This is a genomic window from Halalkalibacter sp. AB-rgal2, from assembly GCF_041821005.1.
GTDB lineage: Bacteria > Bacillota > Bacilli > Bacillales > Bacillaceae_D > Halalkalibacter.
In genome coordinates this window covers 78,796-103,893 of the sequence record NZ_JBGUAV010000001.1, presented here as the reverse complement: position 1 = coordinate 103,893, position 25,098 = coordinate 78,796, and the positions used below count along the sequence as shown (strand labels likewise).

25 protein-coding genes are annotated in these 25,098 nt (G+C 39.3%); 7 read left to right on the top strand and 18 right to left on the bottom strand.

The window, feature by feature from the left end:
• Positions 1-74: 74 nt before the first annotated feature.
• The 5 genes from ACERJO_RS00535 to ACERJO_RS00515 form a co-directional block, all read right to left on the bottom strand.
• The gene (locus tag ACERJO_RS00535) at positions 75-899 is read right to left on the bottom strand and encodes an ABC transporter permease (protein WP_247105163.1); all 825 of its coding nucleotides are present in this window, start codon (positions 897-899) and stop codon (positions 75-77) included.
• Positions 899-1,879 (bottom strand): ATP-binding cassette domain-containing protein, encoded by a 981-nt coding sequence (locus ACERJO_RS00530; protein ID WP_373646250.1) that lies wholly within the window; start codon positions 1,877-1,879, stop codon positions 899-901. Before ACERJO_RS00530 ends, ACERJO_RS00535 begins: the two co-directional genes overlap by 1 nt.
• Positions 1,880-1,908: 29 nt before the next feature.
• Positions 1,909-2,529 carry an FMN-dependent NADH-azoreductase gene (locus ACERJO_RS00525; RefSeq protein ID WP_247105161.1) on the bottom strand — a complete coding sequence of 207 codons (621 nt, stop codon included), beginning with the start codon at positions 2,527-2,529 and terminating at the stop codon, positions 1,909-1,911.
• Between the two features lie 147 nt (positions 2,530-2,676).
• A complete protein-coding gene (locus tag ACERJO_RS00520) occupies positions 2,677-3,309 on the bottom strand; it encodes a response regulator (protein ID WP_247105160.1) in 633 nt (210 codons plus the stop codon).
• Entirely contained in the window at positions 3,299-4,978 is a 1,680-nt protein-coding gene (locus ACERJO_RS00515) for a sensor histidine kinase (protein ID WP_373646249.1), read from the bottom strand. Before ACERJO_RS00515 ends, ACERJO_RS00520 begins: the two co-directional genes overlap by 11 nt.
• 252 nt (positions 4,979-5,230) lie before the next feature.
• On the opposite strand from ACERJO_RS00515, the gene ACERJO_RS00510 reads away from it, so the two are divergent.
• The gene (locus tag ACERJO_RS00510) at positions 5,231-6,001 is read left to right on the top strand and encodes a VOC family protein (protein WP_373646248.1); all 771 of its coding nucleotides are present in this window, start codon (positions 5,231-5,233) and stop codon (positions 5,999-6,001) included.
• An 81-nt stretch (positions 6,002-6,082) separates the two neighbouring features.
• Here ACERJO_RS00510 and ACERJO_RS00505 read toward each other — a convergent pair whose 3' ends face one another.
• On the bottom strand, positions 6,083-6,793 hold the full coding sequence (locus tag ACERJO_RS00505; RefSeq protein ID WP_373646247.1) for a DNA alkylation repair protein: 711 nt from the start codon (positions 6,791-6,793) through the stop codon (positions 6,083-6,085).
• 155 nt (positions 6,794-6,948) lie between these two features.
• Between ACERJO_RS00505 and ACERJO_RS00500 the strand changes: the two genes are divergently transcribed.
• The 5 genes from ACERJO_RS00500 (at position 6,949) to ACERJO_RS00480 (ending at position 13,932) form a co-directional block, all read left to right on the top strand.
• The gene (locus tag ACERJO_RS00500) at positions 6,949-7,710 is read left to right on the top strand and encodes a MerR family transcriptional regulator (RefSeq protein ID WP_373646246.1); all 762 of its coding nucleotides are present in this window, start codon (positions 6,949-6,951) and stop codon (positions 7,708-7,710) included.
• A 426-nt stretch (positions 7,711-8,136) separates the two neighbouring features.
• Positions 8,137-10,065: an endonuclease MutS2 gene (locus ACERJO_RS00495; RefSeq protein WP_373646245.1), complete on the top strand. Its 1,929-nt coding sequence runs from the start codon at positions 8,137-8,139 to the stop codon at positions 10,063-10,065.
• A 384-nt stretch (positions 10,066-10,449) separates the two neighbouring features.
• Positions 10,450-11,931, top strand: coding sequence for an OmpA family protein (locus tag ACERJO_RS00490; RefSeq protein ID WP_373646244.1), 1,482 nt, complete (start codon positions 10,450-10,452; stop codon positions 11,929-11,931).
• A gap of 18 nt (positions 11,932-11,949) precedes the next feature.
• Positions 11,950-13,047, top strand: a complete 1,098-nt coding sequence (locus ACERJO_RS00485) for a hypothetical protein (protein ID WP_373646243.1) — start codon at positions 11,950-11,952, stop codon at positions 13,045-13,047.
• Between the two features lie 9 nt (positions 13,048-13,056).
• Positions 13,057-13,932: a hypothetical protein gene (locus ACERJO_RS00480; protein ID WP_373646242.1), complete on the top strand. Its 876-nt coding sequence runs from the start codon at positions 13,057-13,059 to the stop codon at positions 13,930-13,932.
• A gap of 332 nt (positions 13,933-14,264) precedes the next feature.
• On the opposite strand, the gene ACERJO_RS00475 is transcribed toward ACERJO_RS00480, so the two are convergent.
• From ACERJO_RS00475 to ACERJO_RS00425, 11 genes are all read right to left on the bottom strand, one after another.
• Positions 14,265-14,675 (bottom strand): DUF3021 domain-containing protein, encoded by a 411-nt coding sequence (locus ACERJO_RS00475; protein WP_247105151.1) that lies wholly within the window; start codon positions 14,673-14,675, stop codon positions 14,265-14,267.
• A complete protein-coding gene (locus ACERJO_RS00470) occupies positions 14,672-15,124 on the bottom strand; it encodes a LytTR family DNA-binding domain-containing protein (RefSeq protein ID WP_247105150.1) in 453 nt (150 codons plus the stop codon). The genes ACERJO_RS00475 and ACERJO_RS00470 overlap by 4 nt, the downstream gene beginning before the upstream one ends.
• A 19-nt stretch (positions 15,125-15,143) precedes the next feature.
• Positions 15,144-15,890, bottom strand: coding sequence for an ABC transporter permease (locus tag ACERJO_RS00465; RefSeq protein ID WP_373646241.1), 747 nt, complete (start codon positions 15,888-15,890; stop codon positions 15,144-15,146).
• Positions 15,891-15,916: 26 nt separating this feature from the next.
• Positions 15,917-16,798: an ABC transporter ATP-binding protein gene (locus ACERJO_RS00460; protein WP_373646240.1), complete on the bottom strand. Its 882-nt coding sequence runs from the start codon at positions 16,796-16,798 to the stop codon at positions 15,917-15,919.
• Between the two features lie 279 nt (positions 16,799-17,077).
• Positions 17,078-17,632 carry a DUF1697 domain-containing protein gene (locus ACERJO_RS00455; protein ID WP_373646239.1) on the bottom strand — a complete coding sequence of 185 codons (555 nt, stop codon included), beginning with the start codon at positions 17,630-17,632 and terminating at the stop codon, positions 17,078-17,080.
• Positions 17,633-17,838: 206 nt separating this feature from the next.
• Positions 17,839-18,936: an ABC transporter permease gene (locus tag ACERJO_RS00450; protein WP_373646238.1), complete on the bottom strand. Its 1,098-nt coding sequence runs from the start codon at positions 18,934-18,936 to the stop codon at positions 17,839-17,841.
• Positions 18,933-20,198 carry an ABC transporter permease gene (locus ACERJO_RS00445; protein ID WP_373646237.1) on the bottom strand — a complete coding sequence of 422 codons (1,266 nt, stop codon included), beginning with the start codon at positions 20,196-20,198 and terminating at the stop codon, positions 18,933-18,935. The genes ACERJO_RS00450 and ACERJO_RS00445 overlap by 4 nt, the downstream gene beginning before the upstream one ends.
• 12 nt (positions 20,199-20,210) lie before the next feature.
• The gene (locus ACERJO_RS00440; RefSeq protein WP_247105144.1) at positions 20,211-21,143 is read right to left on the bottom strand and encodes an ABC transporter ATP-binding protein; all 933 of its coding nucleotides are present in this window, start codon (positions 21,141-21,143) and stop codon (positions 20,211-20,213) included.
• A 125-nt stretch (positions 21,144-21,268) separates the two neighbouring features.
• Positions 21,269-21,901: a response regulator transcription factor gene (locus tag ACERJO_RS00435; protein WP_247105143.1), complete on the bottom strand. Its 633-nt coding sequence runs from the start codon at positions 21,899-21,901 to the stop codon at positions 21,269-21,271.
• Between the two features lies 1 nt (position 21,902).
• Positions 21,903-23,033, bottom strand: a complete 1,131-nt coding sequence (locus ACERJO_RS00430; RefSeq protein WP_373646236.1) for a sensor histidine kinase — start codon at positions 23,031-23,033, stop codon at positions 21,903-21,905.
• Positions 23,034-23,230: 197 nt separating this feature from the next.
• Positions 23,231-23,368, bottom strand: a complete 138-nt coding sequence (locus tag ACERJO_RS00425) for a hypothetical protein (RefSeq protein ID WP_247105141.1) — start codon at positions 23,366-23,368, stop codon at positions 23,231-23,233.
• Between the two features lie 432 nt (positions 23,369-23,800).
• Here ACERJO_RS00425 and ACERJO_RS00420 point away from each other — a divergent pair, with 432 nt between their 5' ends.
• On the top strand, positions 23,801-24,313 hold the full coding sequence (locus ACERJO_RS00420) for a type 1 glutamine amidotransferase domain-containing protein (protein ID WP_373646235.1): 513 nt from the start codon (positions 23,801-23,803) through the stop codon (positions 24,311-24,313).
• Positions 24,314-24,694: 381 nt separating this feature from the next.
• Here the strand turns inward: ACERJO_RS00420 and ACERJO_RS00415 are convergent, their stop codons facing one another.
• Positions 24,695-25,093 carry a RidA family protein gene (locus tag ACERJO_RS00415; protein ID WP_247105139.1) on the bottom strand — a complete coding sequence of 133 codons (399 nt, stop codon included), beginning with the start codon at positions 25,091-25,093 and terminating at the stop codon, positions 24,695-24,697.
• Between the last annotated feature and the right edge of the window lie 5 nt (positions 25,094-25,098).

Sequence of the window (25,098 nt, the reverse complement as noted above, 5' to 3'; positions counted from 1 at the left end):
GGAAATTTAAAAAGGCCTCTTCCAAAAAGTCGAACTCGACTTATAAGAAAAAGACCTATTACAATTTATCTAAATTATTTTTTATTCCGATAAAAAAACATTGTCAGTGGGGCGAAGATGACTATGATGATTCCCGAGGCAATCAATGCCCAAATGATATCGTTCCATGTGGCGCTTCCTTCCATTAGAGCGCGGACAGCGGTCACGACAATCGAAACGGGATTCACCTCTACAATAATTTGCAGGAATGTGGGCATCGTCTCTGGATCAACAAAGACATTACTTATAAACGTTCCAGGGAACAAAATCATCACGCTGAAATTCATTAGTGCCTTCTCCGTTCTCATAACCAACCCGAGCGTCGTCCAAATCCAAGAAAGACTAAAGGCAAAGAAGAGCAGGACGAAGATGGCTAACACGACTCCTAATAAGCCCCCTTCTGGTCTAAAACCAAGTATGAAGCCGAGAGTCATGATGACAATCGAGGCGACACTATAACGAAGAATATCGATGACTAACGCTCCTGTTAGAACGGACGGATTCCAAATTGGCAATGAACGAAACCGGTCGAATATCCCTTTTGAGACATCTTTATTTAAATCTACTCCCGTATACATCGTAATCATAACAACTGTTAAAACAAGTATGCCAGGCAAAAGGAATTGTAAATATTGCTCAGTCGAACCGGAAATCGCTCCTCCAAACAAATACGTGAACATAAGCAAATAAATAATCGGAAAACCTGTAATATCAAAGAGCTGCTCAGGTACATACTTGATTTTAAGTAGTGCCCTCCAGGCAAATGTTACTGTTGCTGAAATAGCACTTGGGCGCTTTGGGCGCTGGCGTTTTGAGATAGCCGTTTGTAACTGTCGATCTTGTAAAGTGGATGTTTTCATTATGAAACCTCTTCTTTGCTCTTGTCATTCTGTTTTCCTGTAAGAGTCAAAAATACTTCATCAAGACTTGGTTGCCCGAATGAGAAATCAGCAAGCTCAATCCCTTCAGCTTCCAAAATCTCCAACACTTCTGAAGCTTCTCCACTGTTTAATAGGTGTATGGATAATTGCTTTGCATCAGTTGGTTGCTGGACTTTTGCATTTAATTTAGTCGCAAGCAAACGTTCAGCACGTGTTCGATCCTCTGAATGAACAAGCCTTATAGAGAACACTCCTGCTCCTACTGATGCTTTTAATTCACTGCTCGTTCCTTCTGCAATGACTTTACCATCCTCAATCACAGCAATCCGGTCTGCTAATTGATCCGCTTCCTCCAAGTATTGAGTTGTCAGCAACACAGTCGTCCCCGCATCTGCCAGCAATTTGACGACCTCCCACACTTGATTTCTACTTCGTGGATCAAGACCGGTTGTCGGTTCATCGAGGAATAAGACGTCTGGAGAAATGATCGTACTCGCTGCAATATCGATGCGACGACGCATTCCTCCTGAATATTTCCCGACTTGGCGTAGTGCCGCCTCCTCTAGGTTATACGCCTTAAGCAGCTCCTTCGCCCTTGCTTTTGCCTCCCTCCAACTATAACCAATTAACCGAGCAATCAGAATCAAGTTTTCTAATCCTGATAACTCCTCATCGACTGAGGCAAATTGGCCTGTCAAGCTCACCTTACTTCGTACGTCAACAGCCTCCTTGACTAGGTCAAGTCCCATCACTTCCGCCCGACCTCCGTCAGGCTTCAATAATGTTGCTAGCATACGAACTGTTGTTGTTTTCCCCGCGCCATTTGGACCAAGCACTCCATAAATGGTTCCTTTTTTCACTTGAAGATCCACACCATTTACGGCACGAGTTTGGCCAAATGTTTTAACGAGTCCTTGGGCGTTAATCGCCCATTCTTCCTGATGATCCATGCTTCTCATACGCTTTCCCCTCCACTCTATATTTAACGTTAAAATTGACCTGCTATTTCTTCCACTTGCTGAAGCCCTTCACGTATAATCCTCTCCCCATTGTGTGGAAACTCATGATGTCCCTCAATGACACATGTCGTAATATCTGTAATTCCAAAAAAGGATAAATGGTTTTTTACGAAGTTTACTGCCATTTCAAAACGATCATCCTCTGCATATATGCCCCCTCTTGCATTGAGTAAAGCTACTTTCTTATCTGTCAGTAATCCAGTAGCCCCTTCCTCTGAATAGGAAAATGTCTTTCCCGGATGATGCATATAGTCGAGATAAGAATGAAGGACAGCAGGAGCACTTAAGTTCCAAAGCGGAAAGGCAAACACAATCTTATCAGCCGAAATAAATTGTTCCAATTTACTTGAGACAAACCGATGTAACGTTCGTTCTTCTGTCGTCATAGTCAGCCCTTTCGCTGCTTTATTACCAGCATCAATAACCTTGTTCCCTAAATAAGGTAGGGGCACTTCATACAAGTCAATTTCAGTGATCGTATCATTGGGATGCGACTCTTTATAGCTCAGTAAAAATTGCTCATACATTTTCACGCTGACTGAGCTTTCCATCGGACGGTCATTCGCTTTTACAAATAAAACGGTATTCATTGTTCATTCCTCCTTATGTTTTAACTACATTCAGCTTACTCATTTTTGTCCTTGAAGACGCCCGTCATATGGTTGAAATCTCCATACAAAAAAAGCCTTACATCTTTGTAAGACCTTCCTATACGACCTTTGTCTGAGATCAATTATTTACTTGAACCAGCCATGTTTCAGCGCATACATTGCTGCCTGTGTCCGATCTTGAACCTCCATTTTCGCAAAAATATGTGTAATATGGGTTTTCACTGTCTTTTCTGTTATGTGTAGAACGGAAGCAATCTCTTTATTGCTACGTCCTAATGTAATTTGTTCAAGCACATCTTTTTCCCGTGTTGTTAACATCGAGACGTTTTTATTGTCATCTGCTGTCATTTGATTGATTAATTGGTTAGTCACTTGCGGATGAAGAGTCTTATTTCCCGCCATCGCAGCTGTAATCGTATCTATTAGCACACTCGGTTCAACATCTTTCAACTGATATCCAATCGCTCCCGCCTTTATAGCTGGTAGAACGGAGTCTTTATCTGAAAAGCTCGTTAACATGATCACCTTAATGTGCGGGTGGTTTGCCATAATTCGTTTTGTTGCTTCAATACCATCCATTTCTGGCATGATCAAATCCATTAAGACTACGTCTGGATTCAGCTCTTCTATCTTCTCAAGCGCTTCCTTGCCATTTTTCGCTTGACCGACAATATTCAATTCCGGCTGAGTCTGAAGGAAAAACGTTAATCCTTTGAGTACGACAAGGTGATCGTCAACTAGCAATACATTAATTTTCATATTCTCCTCTCCCCTTCTGAGATGAAATAGGGACAGAAACGATTATAATCGTCCCACTTCCTTCCTCACTACTTATCGTTAACAGCCCGTTAATCTCAGCAGCTCTTTCTCTCATACTCGAAATCCCGATTGACTGAGTACACTTCTCTAGCCGTTCTGGTACGAACCCACGACCTTGATCGGATATTTTCATTCGTATCTCATTGTAATCCTTTTCAATTCGAATCCAGGCGCGATTCGTCTCAGCATGCTTTTTCACATTATTTAAAGCCTCTTGACCAATTCGCCAAAATGCTTTTTCAATTTCTACTGGTAGCGGGACAGTTTTTTTCATATAAATGGTTAAATAAATACCTATTTGTTCAGCATAATCTTGCAGTGCTCCAAGGATCCCTTTCACTTCACCTTGAGAGCGCATTTGCAAAATGAGTGAGCGCATTTCATTCAATGATTCTTGTGCAAGTTGACCGATATCATGTGATACATCAGCTATTTCAGGACTACTTTCTTTCATCAATTCCTTCAATCCTCCTGCCATGAGAGAGAGCGAGAAAAGTTTTTGATTGACGGAATCATGTAAATCACGAGCAAGACGATTTCGTTCCTCTGCAATCAGCCATCCTTGCCACTCATTATAGAGGCGGATTTTCTCCATCGCTAATGAAATATGATCCGTCAGCACCTCCAGAATTTCCATTTCTAACCCTCTAAATGTTTCTGTTTCTCGTCCTAAATAAAGGGCACCAATCGGTTCAACATTCATGTGAATCTCATGAACCTTTAGGGGAATCGCCACGGTAAACTGATTTGAAGGTAATTGCGGTAAATGCTCATTCTGTTCATCACTTATGCAATAGGTGTGCTCAAAAAAGACACGATGTATCATATCGTGATGATGCGGTATCGGAATATGGCTCAACTCGCTTTTTCCATTAGAGTAAATCGATTTAACGAATTTTTGATCTCCCTCTTTTAACACAATGGCTACTGTCGGCCAATGAAAAGATTGAGCAACCTCTCTCACGACCGCCAAGAGCAATTTATTCATATCATTGATCTTCCATATATAACGAGTGACGTGATTGGCATTTGCATAATAATTAACGATGTACTGCGCAATTTTATCGACAGCTTGCTTCTCTTTTTGTTCGATTAATCTCGTTCGTTCAATAGCCGTCCCAATTTGATAAGCAACCGATTCCAAAAACGTTAATTCCTCCTCATTAAAGCTTTCCTTTCCCGGTGAGCCGACATTTAGAAGTCCAAGCCGCTCCCCACGAACGGTTAACGGAATCGTAGCATGGTGCGTCAAATTACCCGTATCTCCCCAAGAATATTTCTTCGCATTGTGTAGTCTTTCACATTCAATCATATTAACAGCTGAATTTAAACCTCCAGCCCAATATAGCCCTAAGCATAAACAAACACCACAACGCATAACCTCTTTATCTTCCTGCGCCAAGGCTTGCGGAAGGTTATGGTCTGCTATGTGCTCATAATCCGGTTCATCATCAATAAGAAAAATCCAGCCTGTTTTTAAGCTCGTCAAATCTAATAGCTTTTCAAGCGTCGTTTGTAGCATTTCCTTCATATTGGTATTTTGGTTTAATGTTTCGGCAATTGTTTTTAGAATCGTTAATTCTTTGTAATGCTTTTCCTTATCAAACATTTCATCACCTCACCCTAGTAGACTTTAAATCACTTATTTACCTGTTATCCTTGATTCATTTCTCCTCTTATCGTAATATATAAATAGTATAACTTAAATAAAAAATATAGCGCACATATAAGGCGCGCACTTTCCTTAGGGATAGTGTGCGCTTTTTTTCGTGTTAAGGGAGGGGTCCATACAAAAGCAGCCTTTGTAAGACAACAGTACGTAAAGTACAAAAAATTTGTATGAGGAGGCATCAATAATTATATGCAGAATATTAGAGAAGTAGGAGAACTCTGTTGGTTAGATCTCAAAACAGCAGATATGGCGTGCACGAAATCGTTCTACAATAAGCTATTCGGTTGGGGCTACCATGACGAAAAGTGGCCTCATAAAACATATCCCATCATTAAACAGCAACAATCTACACTTGGTGGCCTGACAAATATGAACGATACTCCTCTACCTGAAGGGACACCTTCACATCTTAGTGTCTACTTCGCTACTCATTCTATTGATAGCATTACAGCAAATTGTCGAAGGGGAGGGGGGCAGATTCTTGTCGAACCATTCTATTTAGAGGACCTTATGCATTTGTCAGTCATTCAAGACCCTGATGGAGCCATATTTTCCTTGTTGAAGACCGGTACCTTTCAAGCAATGAATGTTCTTAAACAAAATGAAGGAGTCCCTAGTTACATTGAGCTAACCACTCCTAACCTAAACAAATCCATGGTCTTCTATACGCAAATTTTCGGATGGACATTCAAACCGTTTGAATATGATTTCACACAGGCCGTTCATATTCAAATCGGTCATCGAATAATAGGAGTAATGACTTCCTCTAAGTCCGGATCTTCGGAATGGAACGTGTATTACACCGTGAACTCAATCGAAGATACAGCTCAACGCGCGCAAAATTTAGGAGCTCAATCTCACTCCAACCTTCGCGAGATTCCACACATTGGGAAGGTTTGTATCTTTAGCGACCCAGTCGGGATCACTTTTGGATTGATTGAATATAGCCGACTAAGTTGAAGCTCACAAACAACGACGCCCTCTTTAACTAATCACATGTACTAGAGGGCGTCATTATCTAGTTATTCATTTGGAATACGCTTACTTACTCTGAATAGATAAGTAGTATTGCTTCGTTTCGTTATTAAACTTCTCAACTGCCATACGCAAGGTCATTCTCGACATCTCCTGAGCATGCTGATCAAGAAAGGCTTTTAGCTTCGCATCATTTCTCTTTCCAGCTTCACGGATCCAACTTCCAACAGCCTTTTGAATAAGCTCTTCTTCATCAGCAATTAATAGTTCCGCAATTCGAAACGTGTCATCTAACTCATCTTGTTTAATAAAGGCATACGTACTAACAATCGCCGTTCTCCGCTCCCACTTATTAGTAGAACGCGCTAGACTATAGAGAATATCTCTTGGGCGATCTAATAAGTACTTTCCAATCACTGAAGGTGCACAACGATCAACAAAATCCCAGTTGTTAATGCGATCATGCCTGTGAATATACAGGTCAAATAATGCTTTTCTCGTGTCCTGCGAGAGCTTTCTCTGCTTCGCTTGGAAATCCATAATGCTAACAGCACCCATTCTCACTTCATAATAAGGACTCTCAAGAAGCTTTTCAATTTCTGACAACGGCATCTTAATAAAACGTTTAGCCGTTTGAAACACGGTTTTCATGTGTAATCCCAAGCATAATGTATGAGGATCAGAGTCTTTGAAAAATCGCTTCATTCTTTCCACATCATTTTCATTTTGGTGCTGCTCTAACTCATTAATAAAAACATCAGCTTTATAATCTTCCATTCTTGTCCCCACCTCTCTTTCTTTCTATCATATATCGATAAAACCGAAAATACATCATACCCTTTACATGATGTCATATTTTTTTGAAAATCATCAAATTCCATTGACCTTTACGTTACGTAAAGGTGTATGATCAACTTCAAGGAGGGTTCACGATGGAATACACCGTTCAAAAACTAGCGCAAATGTCTGGTATTAGCGGACGTACACTTCGCTATTACGATCAAATTGGGCTATTAAAGCCTGCGAGAGTCAATTCATCTGGCTATCGAATATATGGTAGAAAAGAGGTTGATTTGCTTCAGCAAATTTTATTTTATCGCGAGTTAGATCTTCATTTAGATGTGATTAAGAGGCTGATTCATCAGCCTGATGTTGATCAAACAGAAGCGTTGAAGCATCATTACAAGCATTTAATGAGAAAACGTGACCGCCTTGAAAAAATTCTCAAAACGATGAGAAAAACCATTAACAGCTATGAAGGAGGTTTTAACATGACAGACAAAGAGAAATTTGAAGGCTTAAAAGATCAATTAATCGCCGAAAATGAAGCAAAATACGGCAACGAAATTCGTAACAAGTATGGTCATGAAACAGTTGAAGCAAGCAATACCAAATTAAAAGGTATGTCCGAAAAGGATTACAATGCGATGCAAGCATTAGAACTTGAGTTGGTTTCTTTATTAAAAGAGGCCATTTCAATAGGTGATCCTGCTTCAGATGTCGCACAACAGCTTGCTCGAAAACATAAAGAATGGCTCATGTATTCATGGCCAAGCTACTCGCATGAAGCCCATGCTGGACTTGTTGAGATGTATGTGCAGGATGAACGGTTTAGGGATTATTATGATCGGAGGGTGAAAGGTGGGGCTGCCTTTTTGCGTGAAGCGGTGTTGACCTATATTAGTAAAATATGATCGTAATTGCCCGTTAAGAGCGCTTCCTCATGCTGGCTTATGCAATACCTCATATCGTATTTGAACCCTACATGGACCACCTTCCCGACAAGCTCATTGACAAAAGTAAGATACATGTATACACTTTGAGTAATTACACAACCTTTACGTTGATTGCTCCATTAGAACGGGGCATAAAGGAGTTTGTTTTATGAGTGTGAGTGTTCTTAACTAATCCGTAATTGGATACGTACGAATCGGTCAAAAAAATCGACAGCTCGTCGGTTTATTTGTGCTACCTTTTCGTACTAGTTAAGAACCGAGCAATTTTAGACACCTGTCTGACACTTTTGGGGTCTATTCAACGTAAAGGGCGAACGAACGCCTCAAGCGATTGCTTGAGGCGTTTTTTGTGTACATTTTTATACAGAAAGGATAATTCTTATTATGAACAATAGATCCCTTCAACAACTCGACTACCAGCACATTTTAAAAACCGTGGCTTCATTTGCCTACACAGAACGGGCAAAGGAAACGATTAAGAAGAGTAAACCAGAGCTTGTCAAAAAGCGTATTGAACACATGCTAAATGAGGTACACGAAGCCTCCAAAATTCTCGAAATCAACTCGAGTGTCCCGATTCATTCGCTTGACGATATGACCTCCTACCTAGAGCAAGCGAAAAAGGGGTTATTTTTACAACCAAGTCAGCTCCAGCGTGTCCTTTCCTTTCTCGAGCATTGCCGCAAGCTTAAAATGTTTATGCGCGATAAAGAGACAGTAGCTCCGAACGTCGCGACGTATGTACAATCAATCGAAAACATGGCTACTATCGAAAGTGAAATCGCACGCAACCTTCGTAACGGCCAAATTGATGACCATGCCACACCAGAACTGGCAACCATCCGACGACACCTTCGGATAAAACGAGCAGAGGTAAGGGAAAAGGCAGAAACTATGTGTCGCTCAAAAAAGCTTGCTCCGTATCTTCAAGAGAGCATCATCGTAGAAAAGAATGGACGTTTCACCATCCCAATCAAAAAGCAATTTCGTTCTAAAGTCTCCGGCGTTATCATTGACACGTCCTCTTCAGGAGCGACCGTGTTTATGGAGCCGAAAGAAGTGACAGCACTATACGATGAATTGAATGACCTGCTTGCTGCTGAGAACTACGAAGTAGAAACAATCCTTTATACATTAACCGCAAGTATTCTAGATATTGAAAAAGAGTTGAACATAGCAATAGACATTATGCATTTCTATGATGTCCTATTTGCTAAAGCGAAATACGGTCAAACCATCGACGGCTCCATCCCCGCTTTAAATGAAGAATACTTGATCCACCTCGATGAAGCGCGCCATCCTCTATTAGGTGAGCAAGCGGTGCCTCTCTCCTTAACGTTAGGGGTTCACGAGCGAGCACTTATCATCATGGGTCCAAATACAGGTGGAAAAACGGTGACATTAAAAACGGTTGGGCTTCTTACCTTAATGGCTCAGACAGGTTTGATGATCCCTGCTGGATCTAAGACATCGCTTCACGTGTTTCAGAAGCTATTTGTTGACATCGGTGATGGTCAAAGCATCGAACAAAATTTAAGCACATTCAGTTCAAGATTAACTAACATTATTCACATTCTTGAAAACGCCGATGATCAAACATTAGTGCTCGTGGATGAGCTCGGATCGGGAACTGATCCAAACGAAGGAATGGCTCTTGCACAAGTTCTTTTGGAACAACTTTTTGCGAAAGGCGCAACGATTTTAGCGACAACCCATTACCGAGAGTTAAAGACCCTTTCTAAGACGCACGATGGCTTTTTGAATGGATCGATGGAATTTGATGTAAAGACACTTCAGCCAACCTATCGCCTCTTATTGGGGGAAATGGGCAATAGTCAAGCTTTCGATATTGCCTTCAAGCTTGGTCTCCATCCAACGCTCATTCATAAGGCTCGACAGCTAACAGGTAATCCATTTAATGAAACCCGATATTCCATAACAGATATCGATCAAAAGCAAAAGCACCGTTACGAAAATCAATTACGTACAACCAACTATATGCGCACAGAACGAAAAGCAAAAAAATCACCAATCCCCTTATTCGACCAAGGAGACAATGTGACCGTTTCTCCATATGGTGCCGTTGGTATCGTCTATAAAGGACCTGACGAGACAGGAAACTACGTTGTGCAAATCAAAGGGGAAAAGCAGCGCATTAACCATAAACGTTTAACTCTTCATATCCGTGCGAGCGAGCTCTACCCACCAAACTATGATTTCGATATTATCTTCAAATCGGTAGACTACCGTAAAACGAAGCACCAACTCGAACGAAAACACATCGAAGGACGGATTCTTAGAGAAGAAGAGTAACTAAGAAAAACCGTGCCGCGGTCTTTTCTTAATTGCGTTGCGCTGTGCTGTTACAAAGGTTTGAGTGTTTCGAAAGTGGAACGATTCAATCTACGCACTCATTTAGTATCAATCGTATTCGCTACATCTTTTAAAAATCTTGTGGGGAGGGTTTTCTCCCCACAAGACACGTAGCGAACGGCGCCATTCCCTTGCTTCTTGAGGTGCTTTTTGAACAAGCTCTCTAAAGGGAGATTCTGATTTTTTAAAAAACTATGAAAAAAAGAGCATGAAATTGTACTCATGCCTAAAATTATACAATTTGCTATGATTTAAAATGGTCATATTGTGTCATTTTTTGTAAAATTAATCATTCAAGTCATTTTCAAATGAGGAGGTTACGATATGGATAGGGTGACTCTTACTGTTTGTTTACTTTTTATTGTTTTCTTCACAGTAGGTTGTGGGTCTGAACAAGAGACGAGTCTTGATGAGGATCATCAAGTCATTGATGAAACACCTGAGGAACCTGATGTAGAAGTAGATGAAGAAACGAAAGAAGATCAAACAACCGATTCGATTGAAGAAGAGGAGTCGTTAATGGAAGAATCAGAATCAGTGGGCGAGACTGAGCCTGTTGAAGATGAGGAGAAGCGCGATGATATAGGTGATTATAGCGTCTATATGGGAGGTGAAATGCTCGAAACCGAGGATCAAATCATTATTTACGGGGAAAGTAATTTGCTTCCAGGTGCTCGTATTTTCGGAGAAATTCTCGTTGGCGATGAAGACGACTTAGTCTTTTTTAATGATACATCAGAGATTGTTCAAGAAAACGGAGAATTTTATATAGAGCTGGACAATCACAATTTAGGCGAGGAAACAATTGTACGAGTGAGATTTCACTTTGATGGTCAGCAGGATCAAGCAATCATTCGCCATTATGGCGATCGTGGTCAGAACTTAGAAGGTCCATATATATATAGGCACCAAGGTCAAGTAGGGGGCGGAAACCCACAAAATATTTTCAATCAAGCGATGGTGGTGGCTTCATTTGAGCCGAGTGAGGAAAAAGCCATTCGTCACTTTAGAGAAGCAAATTGGCACCCTATTCCTGAAGATATGGGTGACGTCCGTGTTTGGATTGAAGTTGATGAAATCAATAATGACGGTGAATTTTATTATTTACAAGGACGAAGTAATCTAAGTGAAGGTGCAACAATTTTTGTTTCTTTTGGTAATAGAGGTCGTCAAGATGAAACACGCATTTTGCCTGATGGCTCATTTTATTTAAAAGTTCCTTATGAATATAAGGAGGATTCCAGCTTTACCATTCGTTTTGATCCAAGTCACTTTACCCAGTGGAATGAAACACAAGAACGTTATGGTTCAAGAGGACAGAAGCTAGTTGGTAATTTAGTCGTTCCTGATAAATATAGTGATAAACAATTTATCGAAACATATATCGAACAGGAATCAACGACAATTGATGTACCTGATAACGTTGAATTGACGATTGATGGATCAGAAGTCACTATGCTAGTTCCAGATAATGTTCTATTTGATTTTGATGAATATGAATTAAAGAGTTCATCAAAAGAAACGCTCGAAGAAATTGGCGAGACTTTAAAAAATTCCTTTAATAAAAAGGATTTTGATATTGTTATTTACGGACATACCGATAATATTGGAAATGATCAATATAATCTAGACTTATCGAAAAAGAGAGCAGATGAAGTTCGAGACTATTTAGAGGACCAACTCGATTCAAGCGAAGTAACCTTCACAACGGAAGGGTTGGGTGCAGACAGACCCATTGCTTCAAATGATACAGAAGAAGGGCAAGCGAAAAATCGCAGAGTTGAAATTGTCATCAATTTAAAATAATTCAGGGGGCCATATCTTATGCTAAAAAACTATAAATGGTTAGGAAGTTTGCTAGTTGCCTTTCTTTTAGTTCTAGTTACGGCATGCGGTACAGATACAAGTGAAACTGAAGGTGACGCCGGAAAAGGCGAAGAGGATGTAGCAACAAATGAAGAAGATGATGCAGTAGAAAACGAAGATTCTGAGTCAGAGAGTCCGGAACAAACTACATTAGGTGATTATGTCATTGATTTTAGTGGCCGTGTCATTGAGGAAGGCCAAACGTTTATTATCGAAGGACAAAGTAATTTAATTCCTGGTTCACGCCTTATCGGAGAAGTACTTGTAGATGAAGGTGAGACTATCTACTCAGACAGTACCGAGCTTGTCCAAGAGGATGGTAGTTTTTATATTGAGTTAGATCATCATCAATATGGTGAAGCAGAAATTATCGTTCGCATGGACTTTGATAGTGTTCAAGAAGATCATGTAATTAGACATTATGGCGATAGAGGCCAAAATTTAGACGGACCCTTTATTTACAGACATAGTGTATCACGTACTATTTATCAAAAAGCTGAAGCAAAAGTGGCCTATGATCCACAAGGTAATAATGATTTAGTCATCAAAGCGCCAGAGTGGTATGACACTCCAGAAGATTACGGTGATCCTCGTGTTTGGATTGAGGTTGACGACATTACAGAAGATGGCGAATACTTTTACGTCCATGGACGCAGTAACTTATTAGAAGGTAGTGAAATAAAAGTTGAATACCGCAACAACCGCGACACTACCCAAGTTCTACCAGATGGATCATTTAATTTTAAATTTGATTATGAATATTTAGAGGATCACGATATCGTTATTACGTTTGAACCTTACAGTCATCCCCAATGGAACGAAATAGAAGAAGCATATGGTGCGAACGGCCAAAGACTAGTTGGTAACCTTGTACAAACTAATAAATATAACACTGATAGACAATATGTAGAAAAAAGAATTCCATGGGATGAGAAACGTTCTGAAAGCAGTAGCAGTAACGAACCAAACACACTGGAAGATAGTGACGAAGACTTAGATAATATAGAGGATTTAGATTTTGATGAAGATGTAGATTCGGAAGAAGACGAGGAATAGGTGACACAAATGCCAAATACGTATCAAAGTCGAATCATGTTCTTAATGATTCTAGGCTCATTTTTATTGTTAGCAGGCTGCGGGAACTCATTAGGTGACACGAATGTCTATCTAGGCGGTAATGTGATTGAAAAGGACGATCGCATATTAATTGATGGTCGCACTAATTTGATTGAAGGCTCAAGAGTGACAGGAACGTTATTTGTTAACGAAAACGAAATATTTTCTGACACTACTGAACTTGTAGATAATAAAGGGCATTTTAATATGGAGCTAGAACATCACCAGTATGGAGATGCTGAGGTTGTGATTACATTTGACTTTTATCATAGTATGCAAGAGGAACAAATACTTGAGCACTATGGTGAAACTGGTGAATTAATGGAAGGTCCATATGTGTATCTAGCACAGCATTGGGACCTTGAACGTGTTTATCAAAAAGCCGAAATTCGTTTACCACTGCTCGCACTAGACGAAGAGAATGAGCATGAATTTAGTGAACCTGAATGGGGAGAACCTCCTGAGGATGCAGGTGACCCTCGAGTTTGGATAGAAGTGGATGAAGTAACAGAAGATGGCGATTTTTTCTACGTAGAAGGAAGAACGAATTTATTGGAAGGTAGTGCGATAACAGGCTTTTATTCAGACCGATGGGGTCGTGAAGACGAAACAAGGGTAAACCCTGACGGAACTTTTGAATTAAAAATTGAATACACGTACTCAGAAGAGCCGTATTTCACCTTGCGTTTCAGTCCTTATCACAATCAATGGGAAACCATTCGTGAAGCCTATGGACGTGACGGAGAAAAGCTTGTTGGAAACCTTGTGGAAAGATCAAATTCACACCAATCTATTGAAGCCATTATTGAATATGAGCAAGATTAATGTTAATCGTCCTTTTAGTGATTCACTTGTACTTCTTTTATTAAAAACACCTTTGAGAACATTTGAACCGTCCCTTTAAAACGGGACAAGAAAAAATACTTACGCTGCCATAGCCCTGAATTCAACAGGCTGTGGCAGTTTAGTTTTACAAATAGTCGTATATAGTTATAGATATTATATGTGAGATTTCCAATTGGTTGAGATAACCAATGCTCTACATCATTCCTAAATAACGAAAAGTGCACGAAACAATTAAACGATTCGTACACTCTCTTTCAACATTGCTTCCTACTTTCTTAAGAACTAGCCTCCTTAAAAACAAAGCCTCTCCCCTAATCTTTTTTCGAAAGACTGTCATTCATCGATTTCTCAATCCTTTTGTAGTACAAATAATAGCCAGTCCACATGAGTGCATAAAAGAGGATAAAAATAAGGCTAGTCAACAGAATAGCAAGAACCGTTAGGGGCACCCAACCAACAATCAAAGCAATAATGAAGTAAAAACTAATCGACATCATAAAATGGATGACTGTCTGTTTTAATAAACTCCAATCATTCGCTTCAAAAATAAAGGAAGACAAACCAAAATAAATACCGATAATAAAAGAGCAAAGCATTGAAGCCCACACGTAGAAAATAGTGGTTTCTATATCATTAAAGTGTATGATCGTTAGTACGATGAATGTGATCAACCCACCAAAAGCAATTCCTGTCATCATTCGTTTTACCGCTTCTACTATCATAGTTTCCCTCCTATCGTTAATCTCTTTTTGATAGGATTCACAAAATTCCTAGAAATATATTCCTTGTTCCCGGAGTAAAAATAAACACAAAGGTTCCCGTTGAATGATAATTCAAAACGGTCAATATGATTGAGATTACCGATAACAGACTTAGAAAAGCGCATATAATGAAAGGGGGCTAAAATTTCTTCAATTTCATAGAGCTTCATTCTTAACTCGACACGACGACTCTCCATACACGCAAAAACTTTTCTATTTTCTGCGTAGATAAAATCAATATCATTAGGGTCAAGCAGTACGGTCTGATCGGACTCAAACCCAAACAGTCGTCTCCGATTTTTCCCTTTAATAATATTTACGATTTCCTCTAGCTCCTCCGTCCACTCATTCGTCTTAATTGTTATAGATGGTTCAGAGTGTTTATCATCAATATCGATGTTTACCTTCACCATTAAGCCCCCTTTGCAACTATCCCTTTGCTCGCTTTAAGAAGTGCGGATAACAGACTAACGCTATTACAAAAGCTACGATACCAAAACTAAACAGAATAACGATTGTCCGAAAGAATTCTCCTATCTGAAGTGTGCCTGCCATGGCTTCCTGAACAGCTTGATGTCCCCAATATTGCGGCAAAAACAAGCTTATTGTCTGAATCACATTAGGCATCATATCGATTGGCATCCATAGCCCTCCAAGCACTGCACCTCCCAAAGCGATAACCTGTGTCAAAGCAACTCCCATGTTATTTGTTTTAACCATCATCGCAAGTGCCAGTCCAAGTCCTGTCACTGTAAATGTCAAGGTTATGAAAATAACAAGTAAAAAGATAGGTTGTTCTAATGGTACATCATATACAAGCTTTCCAAACATCAACAATACTAACACTTGTAACATAACGATGTACATATAAGAGACCCATTTTCCTAATAAATAGCTGTACGATGACAATGGGGTACTAGCCATTCTAGCAACCATACCAATATTGCGATCCTTAATAAAAGATTCAGTCATTGATATCATAATAAAGAAAATAAACATAATTGTATACCCTGGTACGATTGATAATATCACTTGTTCGCTCTCTGCTTCACTAGTACCAGACGTGAATACAGATATGAATAATACGGTAAAAGCAATAGGTAAAATAATCGTCCAAAATAAAAGGCCTCTATCTTGAAGGTTTTTCTTCAACTCTAATTTCATAATCGCATTCATTTGTTATCACCTTCCTCCTATTTTCACTAATCTCTTAGTTTACTTCCGGTTAATGAAAAGAAAATGTCCTCTAACCTTGGCTGAACAAGTTCTAAACGTTCAATCCGTCCATCTTCCTTCTTACAGAAGTTGATCACTTCCTCCATCGTACTAAGTGGATCTTTAGTCGTTATCACACATCCGCCATCCTTGTCTTTTACTATATTAGTCTGATTTAATTGACTAGGGATACAGTTTTCTCCTTTTACATAAATAGATGGAGTTGCGTGTTCAGAAAGCAATTGGTTAATTCCCCCACATTCAATAATCTGACCGTTGTCAATAAATGCTGCCTCATCACATATTTGCTCAATTTCTTCCATATAATGACTTGCATATATAATCGTGCTTCCTTGCTTCTTTAATTGATCCACCATCTCAAAAATGTATCGGCGCGACTGAGGATCAACACCGACAGTCGGCTCATCCATAATAATAAGATCTGGTTTGTGCAAAAGCGCACATCCAATATTTAAGCGTCGCTTCATCCCACCAGAAAAGGTGATCACCTTTTCCTTCGCTCGCTCTTTCAGCCCAATCTCCAATAAGACTTCATCCACACGTTTTAATAACTCTTTTCCTCTCAACCCATAAATATTTCCGAAAAATCGTAAATTATCATAAGCCGTCACCGTTTCCTCTAATGCAATATCCTGCGGGACATAACCGATCTTCATTTGATTTTTCGGAAGCTGAACCTTTCCCTTGTAATCTCTAATGACCGAAGAGATCACTTTAATCAAGGTTGACTTACCTGCCCCGTTAGGACCAACTAACCCAAAACAAACTCCATTCGAAATATTCAATGACACATTAGATAATGCCTTTTTACTAGCATAGCTTTTATTGATATTCGTTAAAGTTAACAATCTTAACCTCCTCCTTCCTTTGTATATATAGTATGATCAGAAACGTCCCTCTTTGTTATAAATGGGATAAGACGCTTTTTCTACTGGATGAAATACAAGATATCATGTATGTGTTAAGAAAAACGCGTAGCGTCTTTTCTTAATTGCGTCGTGTATAGTCGTTACAATGGGTTCAAGTTATTTTGAAAGTGGGATTCTTTCAGAAGAACTTGTAACGAATCCATTAAAAAAGGTTACCTTAAAGGCCTAGCATGACCTATTAAGATAACCTAAAATACTTTATTCAATTGTAGTAGGTTGAGCTTGCATTCGTTCATAAATCTTGCGAACGGTATTGACATTTCTTACTGTCACTTGTTTGTATAGCTTAGATCCCACGATTCTCGACATACCACTTTTTGTTATATTTTCTTTATCAACCGACCAGAGTATCGCACCAGGTACATATTTTACTATATCAATGCTTGGTTTAATGACCAACTTTCCAAGTACCGATTCATCATCAACTTCATCCCATAAGAACATAACATCACTTTTCATGTCTTTGTCGTTTTTCCATGTTTCTGGAATAGCATGTATCATTTCTCTGATGTCATCAAAACTTCGTAAGACGACTTTGATTGGCAATTCAAAATCATTATGGATCACTTCTTCTAATAAATGTGCTAACTCTCTTTTTGATCGATCATCATACGTAAAAATAATATTACCTGTATTAATGTATGTTACGACATGATTCATTCCAGCTTGTTCGAACGTTTGTTTAAGCAATTTCATGTCTATTTTGTTTTTCCCACCCACATTAATCCCGCGAAGCAGAGCGACATAGACCATCATCATCATCCTTTGAAATTTTTATCTACAACGTATACTAACTTCGACAGAAACAGCGATGTCCCTTCTTAGGTGAACTAACTTTAAGCCTTCATTGAATTGTCCCGCTAGCTTCTTCTCACACTTCCTTACATGAATTTTATACATTCTAATTATCTAATCAAAGTAAAACGCCATGAGAGGAATTCTCATGACGTTTCCAACTACTAACTCCTACGCTCAATCAGGTTAATTCCAACCCCCATTGCGATCACACCTATTAACAGCATGATGACAAGCTGCATGATCACGTCCTGAAAACCTGCACCATAGAAAGCAACAGACATCACTGCATCCATCGCATGTGAAAACGGAAATAGATCGGCAACAAACACTAACACAGGGTGTGTAATCGTCTCTGGTGGCATATAAGCTCCACTAATTAGCGGTAGAAGTGGTATGACTGATGGATAAATCGCATAAAATTGCTCTGGCGATTTGACAAATCCTGTTATCAGCATAGCTATGCTAATCATACTAAAAATAAAGAATGTAGCTATCAATATGATTAACCAAAGGTTGTCACCCACTTCGTAATTCATCATATATTTGAACACGAGCAAAACGACCGTGACTTGAAATAAAGCAATAAGAAAACTATATATAATATAACCGCAATACATACTCGTTTTACTCAAAGGAGATAAAATCATCCGATCCCAAACTCCTGAAACTTTGTCGCTTGTCACATTGTTTACTCTTAAACCGAGAATAAACATCGATACAAAAAAAGTAAATGCAAATAATAACTGAGTACTCATATTAAATTGCGGAATCTCTTCCGTTTCAAGCCCCTGAGTCTCTAACTGAAACGGAGCATTAGCTAGATAGCTCTCAATTTCTTCTCGAACCTGGTCATCATTACTAGAGCTAGCAATGGCACTTATTTGTGCCTCCCGCTGAAATACCTTATCTACATGCTGTTGTACATAAGGAATCGTTGGAAGCTCACTTGCTATTACTAAGCGATAATCCTGCTCCATTAGTTTTACTGCTACATCGACTTTTCCACTTTGCACATCATCACGAGCTTGCTCTGATTCCACGATGACAAACTGAAATGAATCATCAACATTTAGTAGTTCTTCCCATTTTTCTTCAATCTCTGTGGCATTCTCTTCCTCACTAAATACATAAACCGTTGTCGGAGAATACACACCTCCAGCAAATAAGAGAGTCATGAGAATACTACCAGCAATAAATAATAGTATCACTAAAGGGTTTCGTTTATCTTTGGCAAACTGTGCCCAAATTACAGAATTCAATTCGTCTTCCCCCTTTTCGGATATAACGCTAATGCAATGGTCGTAAATAGTAGAAAATGACCTATTAATAACAGGCTTGGTGTTAAAATCGTGGAGAACTGTTCAAATTGAACCCACTCCGTTAAGATGACTAAAGATTGCCCATTCGGTGTCCATTCGCCCAGTTCTTGTAACCAGTTAGGTAAAATAAAAACGGGAACAAAATTCCCACCACTCATACCGAATAGTAATAAAACAATCATAAATATCCCACTTGCTGCATTAAGGTCCTTTACTCTTAGCGAAATGCTCGTAAACATGGCAGCTAAGCCAGCAATCGCTAATGATAATACCATCACAATCCCAACAACACCAAACCAAAAAGCTATCGTACGATCAGGGAAAACATCTAAAATAAAATGAGACAGTACAAAAACAAACATAATTTGTAACCAAACTAAGCAAAACGTTGAGGCTATCTTCCCAAGCAAAAATTGTAGTGGATGACTATTCGTCAAAAGGATTCGATTAATGACTTGTTGCCTGAGTTCCTCTCCTGTTTTCGTAGCAACCGTTACAGCTACAAATAAAGAGAACAAGATCCCCATCGCGATCGTAGAATATTGTGATACCGTAAAACGTTCTCCTGCTCCTACTGCTTCAAAGCCTCCTTCAGGCAATAGAATTTCCGCCTCCGCAGCTCCCCCTATTTCCTGTAAAGCAAACTCATTATTCATATGTTCAATAAAACCTTGAACAATTTGATAGATCGTACTACTGTTAATGGTCTCTCTTTCCATCTTGTAAATAAGTGACGTCGTCGATGGTTCACCTACAAACACAGCATACAAGCTGTCTACAGTAAAACCATCCGGTATAACGAGGATTCCGTCTAAATCCCCTTCTTCGACTTTAGCGACAGCTTCGGATTCCTGTAGCTCATGAACAGTTAACCACTCGGACAACTCATCACTATTGAAATAATCAAATAGTAGTGACGCTGGGCGTAAATGGCTAGCATATTCTACAAATTGCATCACATCGTCTTCACTAGATGACACTGCCATCAACTTTCCCTCTAAGATGTCGAGACCTTCTCTTTCATCATCTTCATTGACAATAGCCAACTGTAGGTCTAGCTGCTCTTCATCATCACTACCAAACATTCCAGAAAAAGCAAAATTCATGACTAATACTAAAACAATCGGTAATGTTAATATCGTAACAAGCTCCTTACGATCACGCCAAAATAGTAACAAATCCTTCTTGATAAAGCTCCACATGCCTACACCTCCTTAATCCCTTAATGTCCGACCAGTCAAATGAAGAAATACATCCTCCAAGCTAGGAGTCTCTCGATGGAAATTAATCATTTGGATTTGATACTGATCAGTAAGATGAACAAGATCTCTAATTAAATCATTTCCTTTTTTTGCAATGATCTTCATTTGTACATGGGTAGCCTCGACTTTACGAACACCTTCAATTACCTTCACACGATCAACGAAGGCTTCGTCCATTTTACTTAGCTCTACTTTTATCGTATCTTCTGTCGATAAAATGCTAAGCAGCTCCTCTTTCGTTCCAGCAGCAATAATTTCACCGTGATCCATAATGTACAACCGATCACAAAGCTGTTCCACTTCCTCCATGTAATGACTTGTATATAAAACCGTTGTTCCTTCTTTTTCATTTAACATGCGAACCATTTCCAAAATGTGATTTCTCGATTGTGGATCAATTCCAACAGTGGGCTCATCTAGAATGAGTATTTTCGGTTGGTGTAGCAAGGCGGCTGCAATGTTTATTCTTCGTTTCATCCCTCCAGAAAAAGTTTTCACCAAATCCTTCTGTCGATCCTTCAACCCAACAATTTCCAAAGCATTCTCAATACTCTTTTCTAATTCCTTTCCTTTTAACTTATAAATGGATCCGAAAAATTTCAGGTTTTCATAGGCTGACAACTCCTCATAAATCGCTAACTCCTGAGGTACAACACCTAAAACCTTTCTAATCTCTCCTGGCTTATGAATAATGTTCGTACCATTGAGCTTAATTTCACCACTAGTAGGCTTAATCAAACTAGACATCATTGAAATGGTCGTTGATTTTCCAGCGCCATTTGGCCCTAATAATCCGACTGATTCACCATGATCCAAATATAAATTGACATCCTGTACGGCTTTCTTCCCTTTGAATGATTTACTTAAATGAATGGTCTCAAGCATTTCGTATTGCCTCCTTAAGGTTTCTCAACTCTCTTATTTGCATGATAAAACAAAAAAACCAAAGTCACTACTGACTCTGGTAACGTTCCTTTGCATCACTTATGACTTTTGTCACTTTATTGTTATCATACGAGTCGATGTTTAATCGCATAAATCGCCAGTTGCGTTCGGTCTCTTAATTGTAATTTATCAAAAATATGACTCGTTTGATTTTTAACGGTTCCGACTGACAAGCCTAAACGTTCTGCTACTTCTTTATTATTTAATCCTTCACCAATACACGTTAAAATCGCTCTTTCTCTTGGAGTTAAAGTTGGATCTACGGTCTCCTCCTCTTGGCTTTGAAGTAAGGTAGGCATGACCTTAGCCGCCACCTTATCTTCTAGGGAAAGTCCACCATTCATCGCACTTTTTATCGAACGAATTAGTGATTGTGTATCACCATTTTTCAGCATATAACCACTAGCCCCTAACTTTAAGGCCTCCACAACTAATTCATTATCATCAAACGTAGTGAGCATAAGGATCTTTATGTGAGGAAAACGAGAACGTATAATCTTTGCTGCTGCAATCCCATCCATCTCAGGCATCCGTATGTCTAAAATCGCTACATCAAAAAAGTGCTTTTCACATAGGCAGACCGCCTCCTTACCATTATCTGCTTCTCCCTTTACACTAATTTCTTCGTCTGTTTCCACCATCGCTTTCAAGCCTTGGCGCACCATCACTTGGTCTTCTGCTAACAATACTTTGATCATCCTATCCTCTCCGTTCAATTAACCGTATACTTCCTCTTACTACGAATTGACGTTCATCATGGATAATGTCTAATGAACCACCGACTTGCTCCAATCGCTCCCGCATAGCCTTCAATCCATACCCCTCTTGAAAAAAGGAATTAGGAGGTGCTAAGTTGACCACCTCAAAACGAAAAATACTCCCACCAGGCGATTCAAACATGACCTGTGCCGATCTTGTCGAACTATGCTTCATAATATTCGTCAGTGCTTCTTGTACCGCACGATAGATCGCAAAGGATTGCTCGCCAGTTATCGGTGCAGCAAACGCACCATGCTTAACCGAAAAATTGACTTTCATGAAGCTTTCCATTTCTAACTTTCTAATTAATTGTATGACACCCTGTAGTCCTCCGACTTCTTTCTGTTTAAAGGATTTCACTGCTCGCCTTGTTTCCTCCAAGCTTTGCTGAGCAAGTCCTTTAAGCTTCTCGATTTTTTCTTTATCCTGTTCAGGTGCTGTCAAACGAAATGCTTCAAATTGCATAAGCAGCGCCGTCAGTTTATGTCCAACAGAATCATGAATTTCATGACCAATCATCATCCGCTCATCCTGCCTTACCTGCTCCTCCTCTGTAACAAGCTGTCTTTTCATCTTTCTATACTCATCTAATAATGTATCATTTTTCACTTGAACTTCTTGCATTCGCTTATGTATCGTTTGAAAATAGAACAAAGCGAAGATGGATAACAAATAAAGCATACTGCCCCATAAGAGCTCGGAGATAGAAATATCCGCTACAAAAACGAGAAACAGTAAGCACCCTAATTGAATCCCTGCTACCATTAGACTCCTCAAACGCGATAGATAATAGACAGCTTCCGCTATAAGCAACAGATGAATAAGTAAAACAGAGAGATTCAGCTCATAGTATATCGGATAAAAGATGACAACAGTCGTTAGTGTCTGGATGCAGAATAGTAATAATTGCACGATTGGCTTTTCTCTAAATAGAGGAACCGAAAATAAGAGGATAAAGTAGAGACACATACTAATTAATCGCATTTCATCAATCATGAATGTCCCTTCCGTAAATATAAGGAACCATACAGCAAAATGAATCATTAGCCAAATAAAATAGGTTTTTGTCATTTTAAAACTCCTTTTACAAAGATCCAGAAATCATTACTAAGCTGACTATCGTGCCTCTTTTGGACGAGAGTCTCGTGAAAGAAGACAGTGTGGGTGGTAGTAACTCTTCAGCGATTCGTTGTAAAATCACTTTTGTGTATGTGCAAATAATTAGTGCATATTACGAGTTCAGTATTCTTCATTTAATAACATTTCGATTATATACTAGATGTGAATGATCCCCATTCATATTTACCGACATGCATCGTTCCGCCATATAACAAATGAAACCAAATGACCGGCTCCCACTTTCCAGAAATAACCTCCATCACTTTTTTAGTTTCAACACATTGCAAAGGATACGTCTACATTAGAACACAACCCAATGGTATATTTTTTGTTACTATACCACATTAAAGTGCTTGCTACCATGAATTCCCTACCGTTGTTAGAGAGGTGATTTTATTAGTATTGAAAAGAAAGTATGAAGCGTGGAATAATGGCGCTGACCATGTCATGTATTATTTCATTAGTAATGGTAGTACTGATGTCGGATTTGAATCTTTTGGGTGAGTCACATGGCTAAAATCCTGGTTCGTTGCGTTCATTATCGCATTTCCGGCAGCTATACTTTTCCAAAGGGAATACGCAAATTGCCTATTCGATAGGCGATTGTATACTATCATCGATTTTCTGTGAATTATTCAGGTAGGTAATGTTTGCATATAACTTCTTTGTGGTAAAGAAGACTATAACGATAATCATTTACCTAAGGAGGCGTTTTTAAAATGGCTAAAATCGCAACAGTCATCACAGACATGTTTGAAGATGTTGAGTATACTTCACCAGTAGAAGAATTTGAAGGAGCAGGGCACGAGGTCGTCACAATTGAAAAGGAAGCAGACAACAAAGTGCAAGGTAAGCAAGGCGATGTAACGGTTACAATTGACCACGGAATTGATGATGTGTCACCTGAAGATTTTGATGCATTATTTATTCCAGGTGGCTTTTCACCAGATATGCTACGAGGAGATGACCGCTTTGTGGCATTTGCTAAGCACTTTATGGATGAAAAGAAGCCCGTATTCGCCATTTGCCATGGACCTCAGTTATTAATTACTGCAAAAGCACTTGAAGGTCGAGATGCAACTGGATTTAAATCCATTCTTATGGACCTAGAATACGCGGGTGCGAAAGTGCATGATGAAGAAGTCGTCGTTTGTGGTAACCAGCTAGTCACTAGTAGACAACCAGACGACATGCCCGCTTTTAATAGAGAATCCATTCAACTATTGTCATAAAAACACGAGTCTTATCTCTTTGAGGCTGGGACATAACTAAAGTGTCTATCTGGAAACCCGAACAAAAGATGAACGTAGCGGATGAAATATACGTAGACTCCTGCGGGATGACAAGCCAAGGGTGAGACCCCGCAGTGCGAAGCACGAGGAGGCTCACCGGCTTCCCGCGGAAAGCGAAGTATATTTCAGGAGCGGTTTACGTCCTCCATCTATCATTGTTCGGCTTTTCTTTTAGTTAAACCACTTTTGTCCCAGCCTCTTCTCAATTAACATAACGACCGTAGCCATTACTCTATAACTTCGATATTTAGTATCCAGCCAAACAAACCATGGAAACATCTCATTGAGACGTTTCCATGGTTTAGATGAAGTGTGTAAATATTAAATGCTAGCTGCCCAAATTTCGATTTCCACTTTTATTTCAGGCAAGCCTAACTCAGAAAGATATCCGACAGTCATAGCAGGGTAATCATTACCGAATAATTGACCCCACTCGGAATACATATAATCCCAATCAATTTTTTCCGTAGCCCATATATTCACTTTTATAATATTAGTTGCTTCTAATTGTTCAGATGCTAACACTCTTCTAATATTATTGAACGTATTAGAGATTTGCTCATTCAAACATTCTGGAAATTGACCATTTGAATCAATCCCAATTTGACCAGACGTAACAAATAAATCTGCATTTCTAGGTATTTTCGTTATATGCGTGTAATGCCCAACTGGCTTAGGCACATTTGTTGGGTTTTTTCTCGTTATTTTGCTATCTTGCACAGTAT

What these genes read in the sequence shown, in the direction of transcription:
- ACERJO_RS00535 (WP_247105163.1), bottom strand. Translation starts at nt 899, where the DNA reads ATGAAAACATCCACTTTACAAGATCGACAGTTACAAACGGCTATCTCA.
- ACERJO_RS00530 (WP_373646250.1), bottom strand. Translation starts at nt 1,879, where the DNA reads ATGAGAAGCATGGATCATCAGGAAGAATGGGCGATTAACGCCCAAGGA.
- ACERJO_RS00525 (WP_247105161.1), bottom strand. Translation starts at nt 2,529, where the DNA reads ATGAATACCGTTTTATTTGTAAAAGCGAATGACCGTCCGATGGAAAGC.
- ACERJO_RS00520 (WP_247105160.1), bottom strand. Translation starts at nt 3,309, where the DNA reads ATGAAAATTAATGTATTGCTAGTTGACGATCACCTTGTCGTACTCAAA.
- ACERJO_RS00515 (WP_373646249.1), bottom strand. Translation starts at nt 4,978, where the DNA reads ATGTTTGATAAGGAAAAGCATTACAAAGAATTAACGATTCTAAAAACA.
- ACERJO_RS00510 (WP_373646248.1), top strand. Translation starts at nt 5,231, where the DNA reads ATGCAGAATATTAGAGAAGTAGGAGAACTCTGTTGGTTAGATCTCAAA.
- ACERJO_RS00505 (WP_373646247.1), bottom strand. Translation starts at nt 6,793, where the DNA reads ATGGAAGATTATAAAGCTGATGTTTTTATTAATGAGTTAGAGCAGCAC.
- ACERJO_RS00500 (WP_373646246.1), top strand. Translation starts at nt 6,949, where the DNA reads ATGGAATACACCGTTCAAAAACTAGCGCAAATGTCTGGTATTAGCGGA.
- ACERJO_RS00495 (WP_373646245.1), top strand. Translation starts at nt 8,137, where the DNA reads ATGAACAATAGATCCCTTCAACAACTCGACTACCAGCACATTTTAAAA.
- ACERJO_RS00490 (WP_373646244.1), top strand. Translation starts at nt 10,450, where the DNA reads ATGGATAGGGTGACTCTTACTGTTTGTTTACTTTTTATTGTTTTCTTC.
- ACERJO_RS00485 (WP_373646243.1), top strand. Translation starts at nt 11,950, where the DNA reads ATGCTAAAAAACTATAAATGGTTAGGAAGTTTGCTAGTTGCCTTTCTT.
- ACERJO_RS00480 (WP_373646242.1), top strand. Translation starts at nt 13,057, where the DNA reads ATGCCAAATACGTATCAAAGTCGAATCATGTTCTTAATGATTCTAGGC.
- ACERJO_RS00475 (WP_247105151.1), bottom strand. Translation starts at nt 14,675, where the DNA reads ATGATAGTAGAAGCGGTAAAACGAATGATGACAGGAATTGCTTTTGGT.
- ACERJO_RS00465 (WP_373646241.1), bottom strand. Translation starts at nt 15,890, where the DNA reads ATGAATGCGATTATGAAATTAGAGTTGAAGAAAAACCTTCAAGATAGA.
- ACERJO_RS00455 (WP_373646239.1), bottom strand. Translation starts at nt 17,632, where the DNA reads ATGGTCTATGTCGCTCTGCTTCGCGGGATTAATGTGGGTGGGAAAAAC.
- ACERJO_RS00445 (WP_373646237.1), bottom strand. Translation starts at nt 20,198, where the DNA reads ATGTGGAGCTTTATCAAGAAGGATTTGTTACTATTTTGGCGTGATCGT.
- ACERJO_RS00440 (WP_247105144.1), bottom strand. Translation starts at nt 21,143, where the DNA reads ATGCTTGAGACCATTCATTTAAGTAAATCATTCAAAGGGAAGAAAGCC.
- ACERJO_RS00435 (WP_247105143.1), bottom strand. Translation starts at nt 21,901, where the DNA reads ATGATCAAAGTATTGTTAGCAGAAGACCAAGTGATGGTGCGCCAAGGC.
- ACERJO_RS00430 (WP_373646236.1), bottom strand. Translation starts at nt 23,033, where the DNA reads ATGACAAAAACCTATTTTATTTGGCTAATGATTCATTTTGCTGTATGG.
- ACERJO_RS00420 (WP_373646235.1), top strand. Translation starts at nt 23,801, where the DNA reads ATGGCTAAAATCGCAACAGTCATCACAGACATGTTTGAAGATGTTGAG.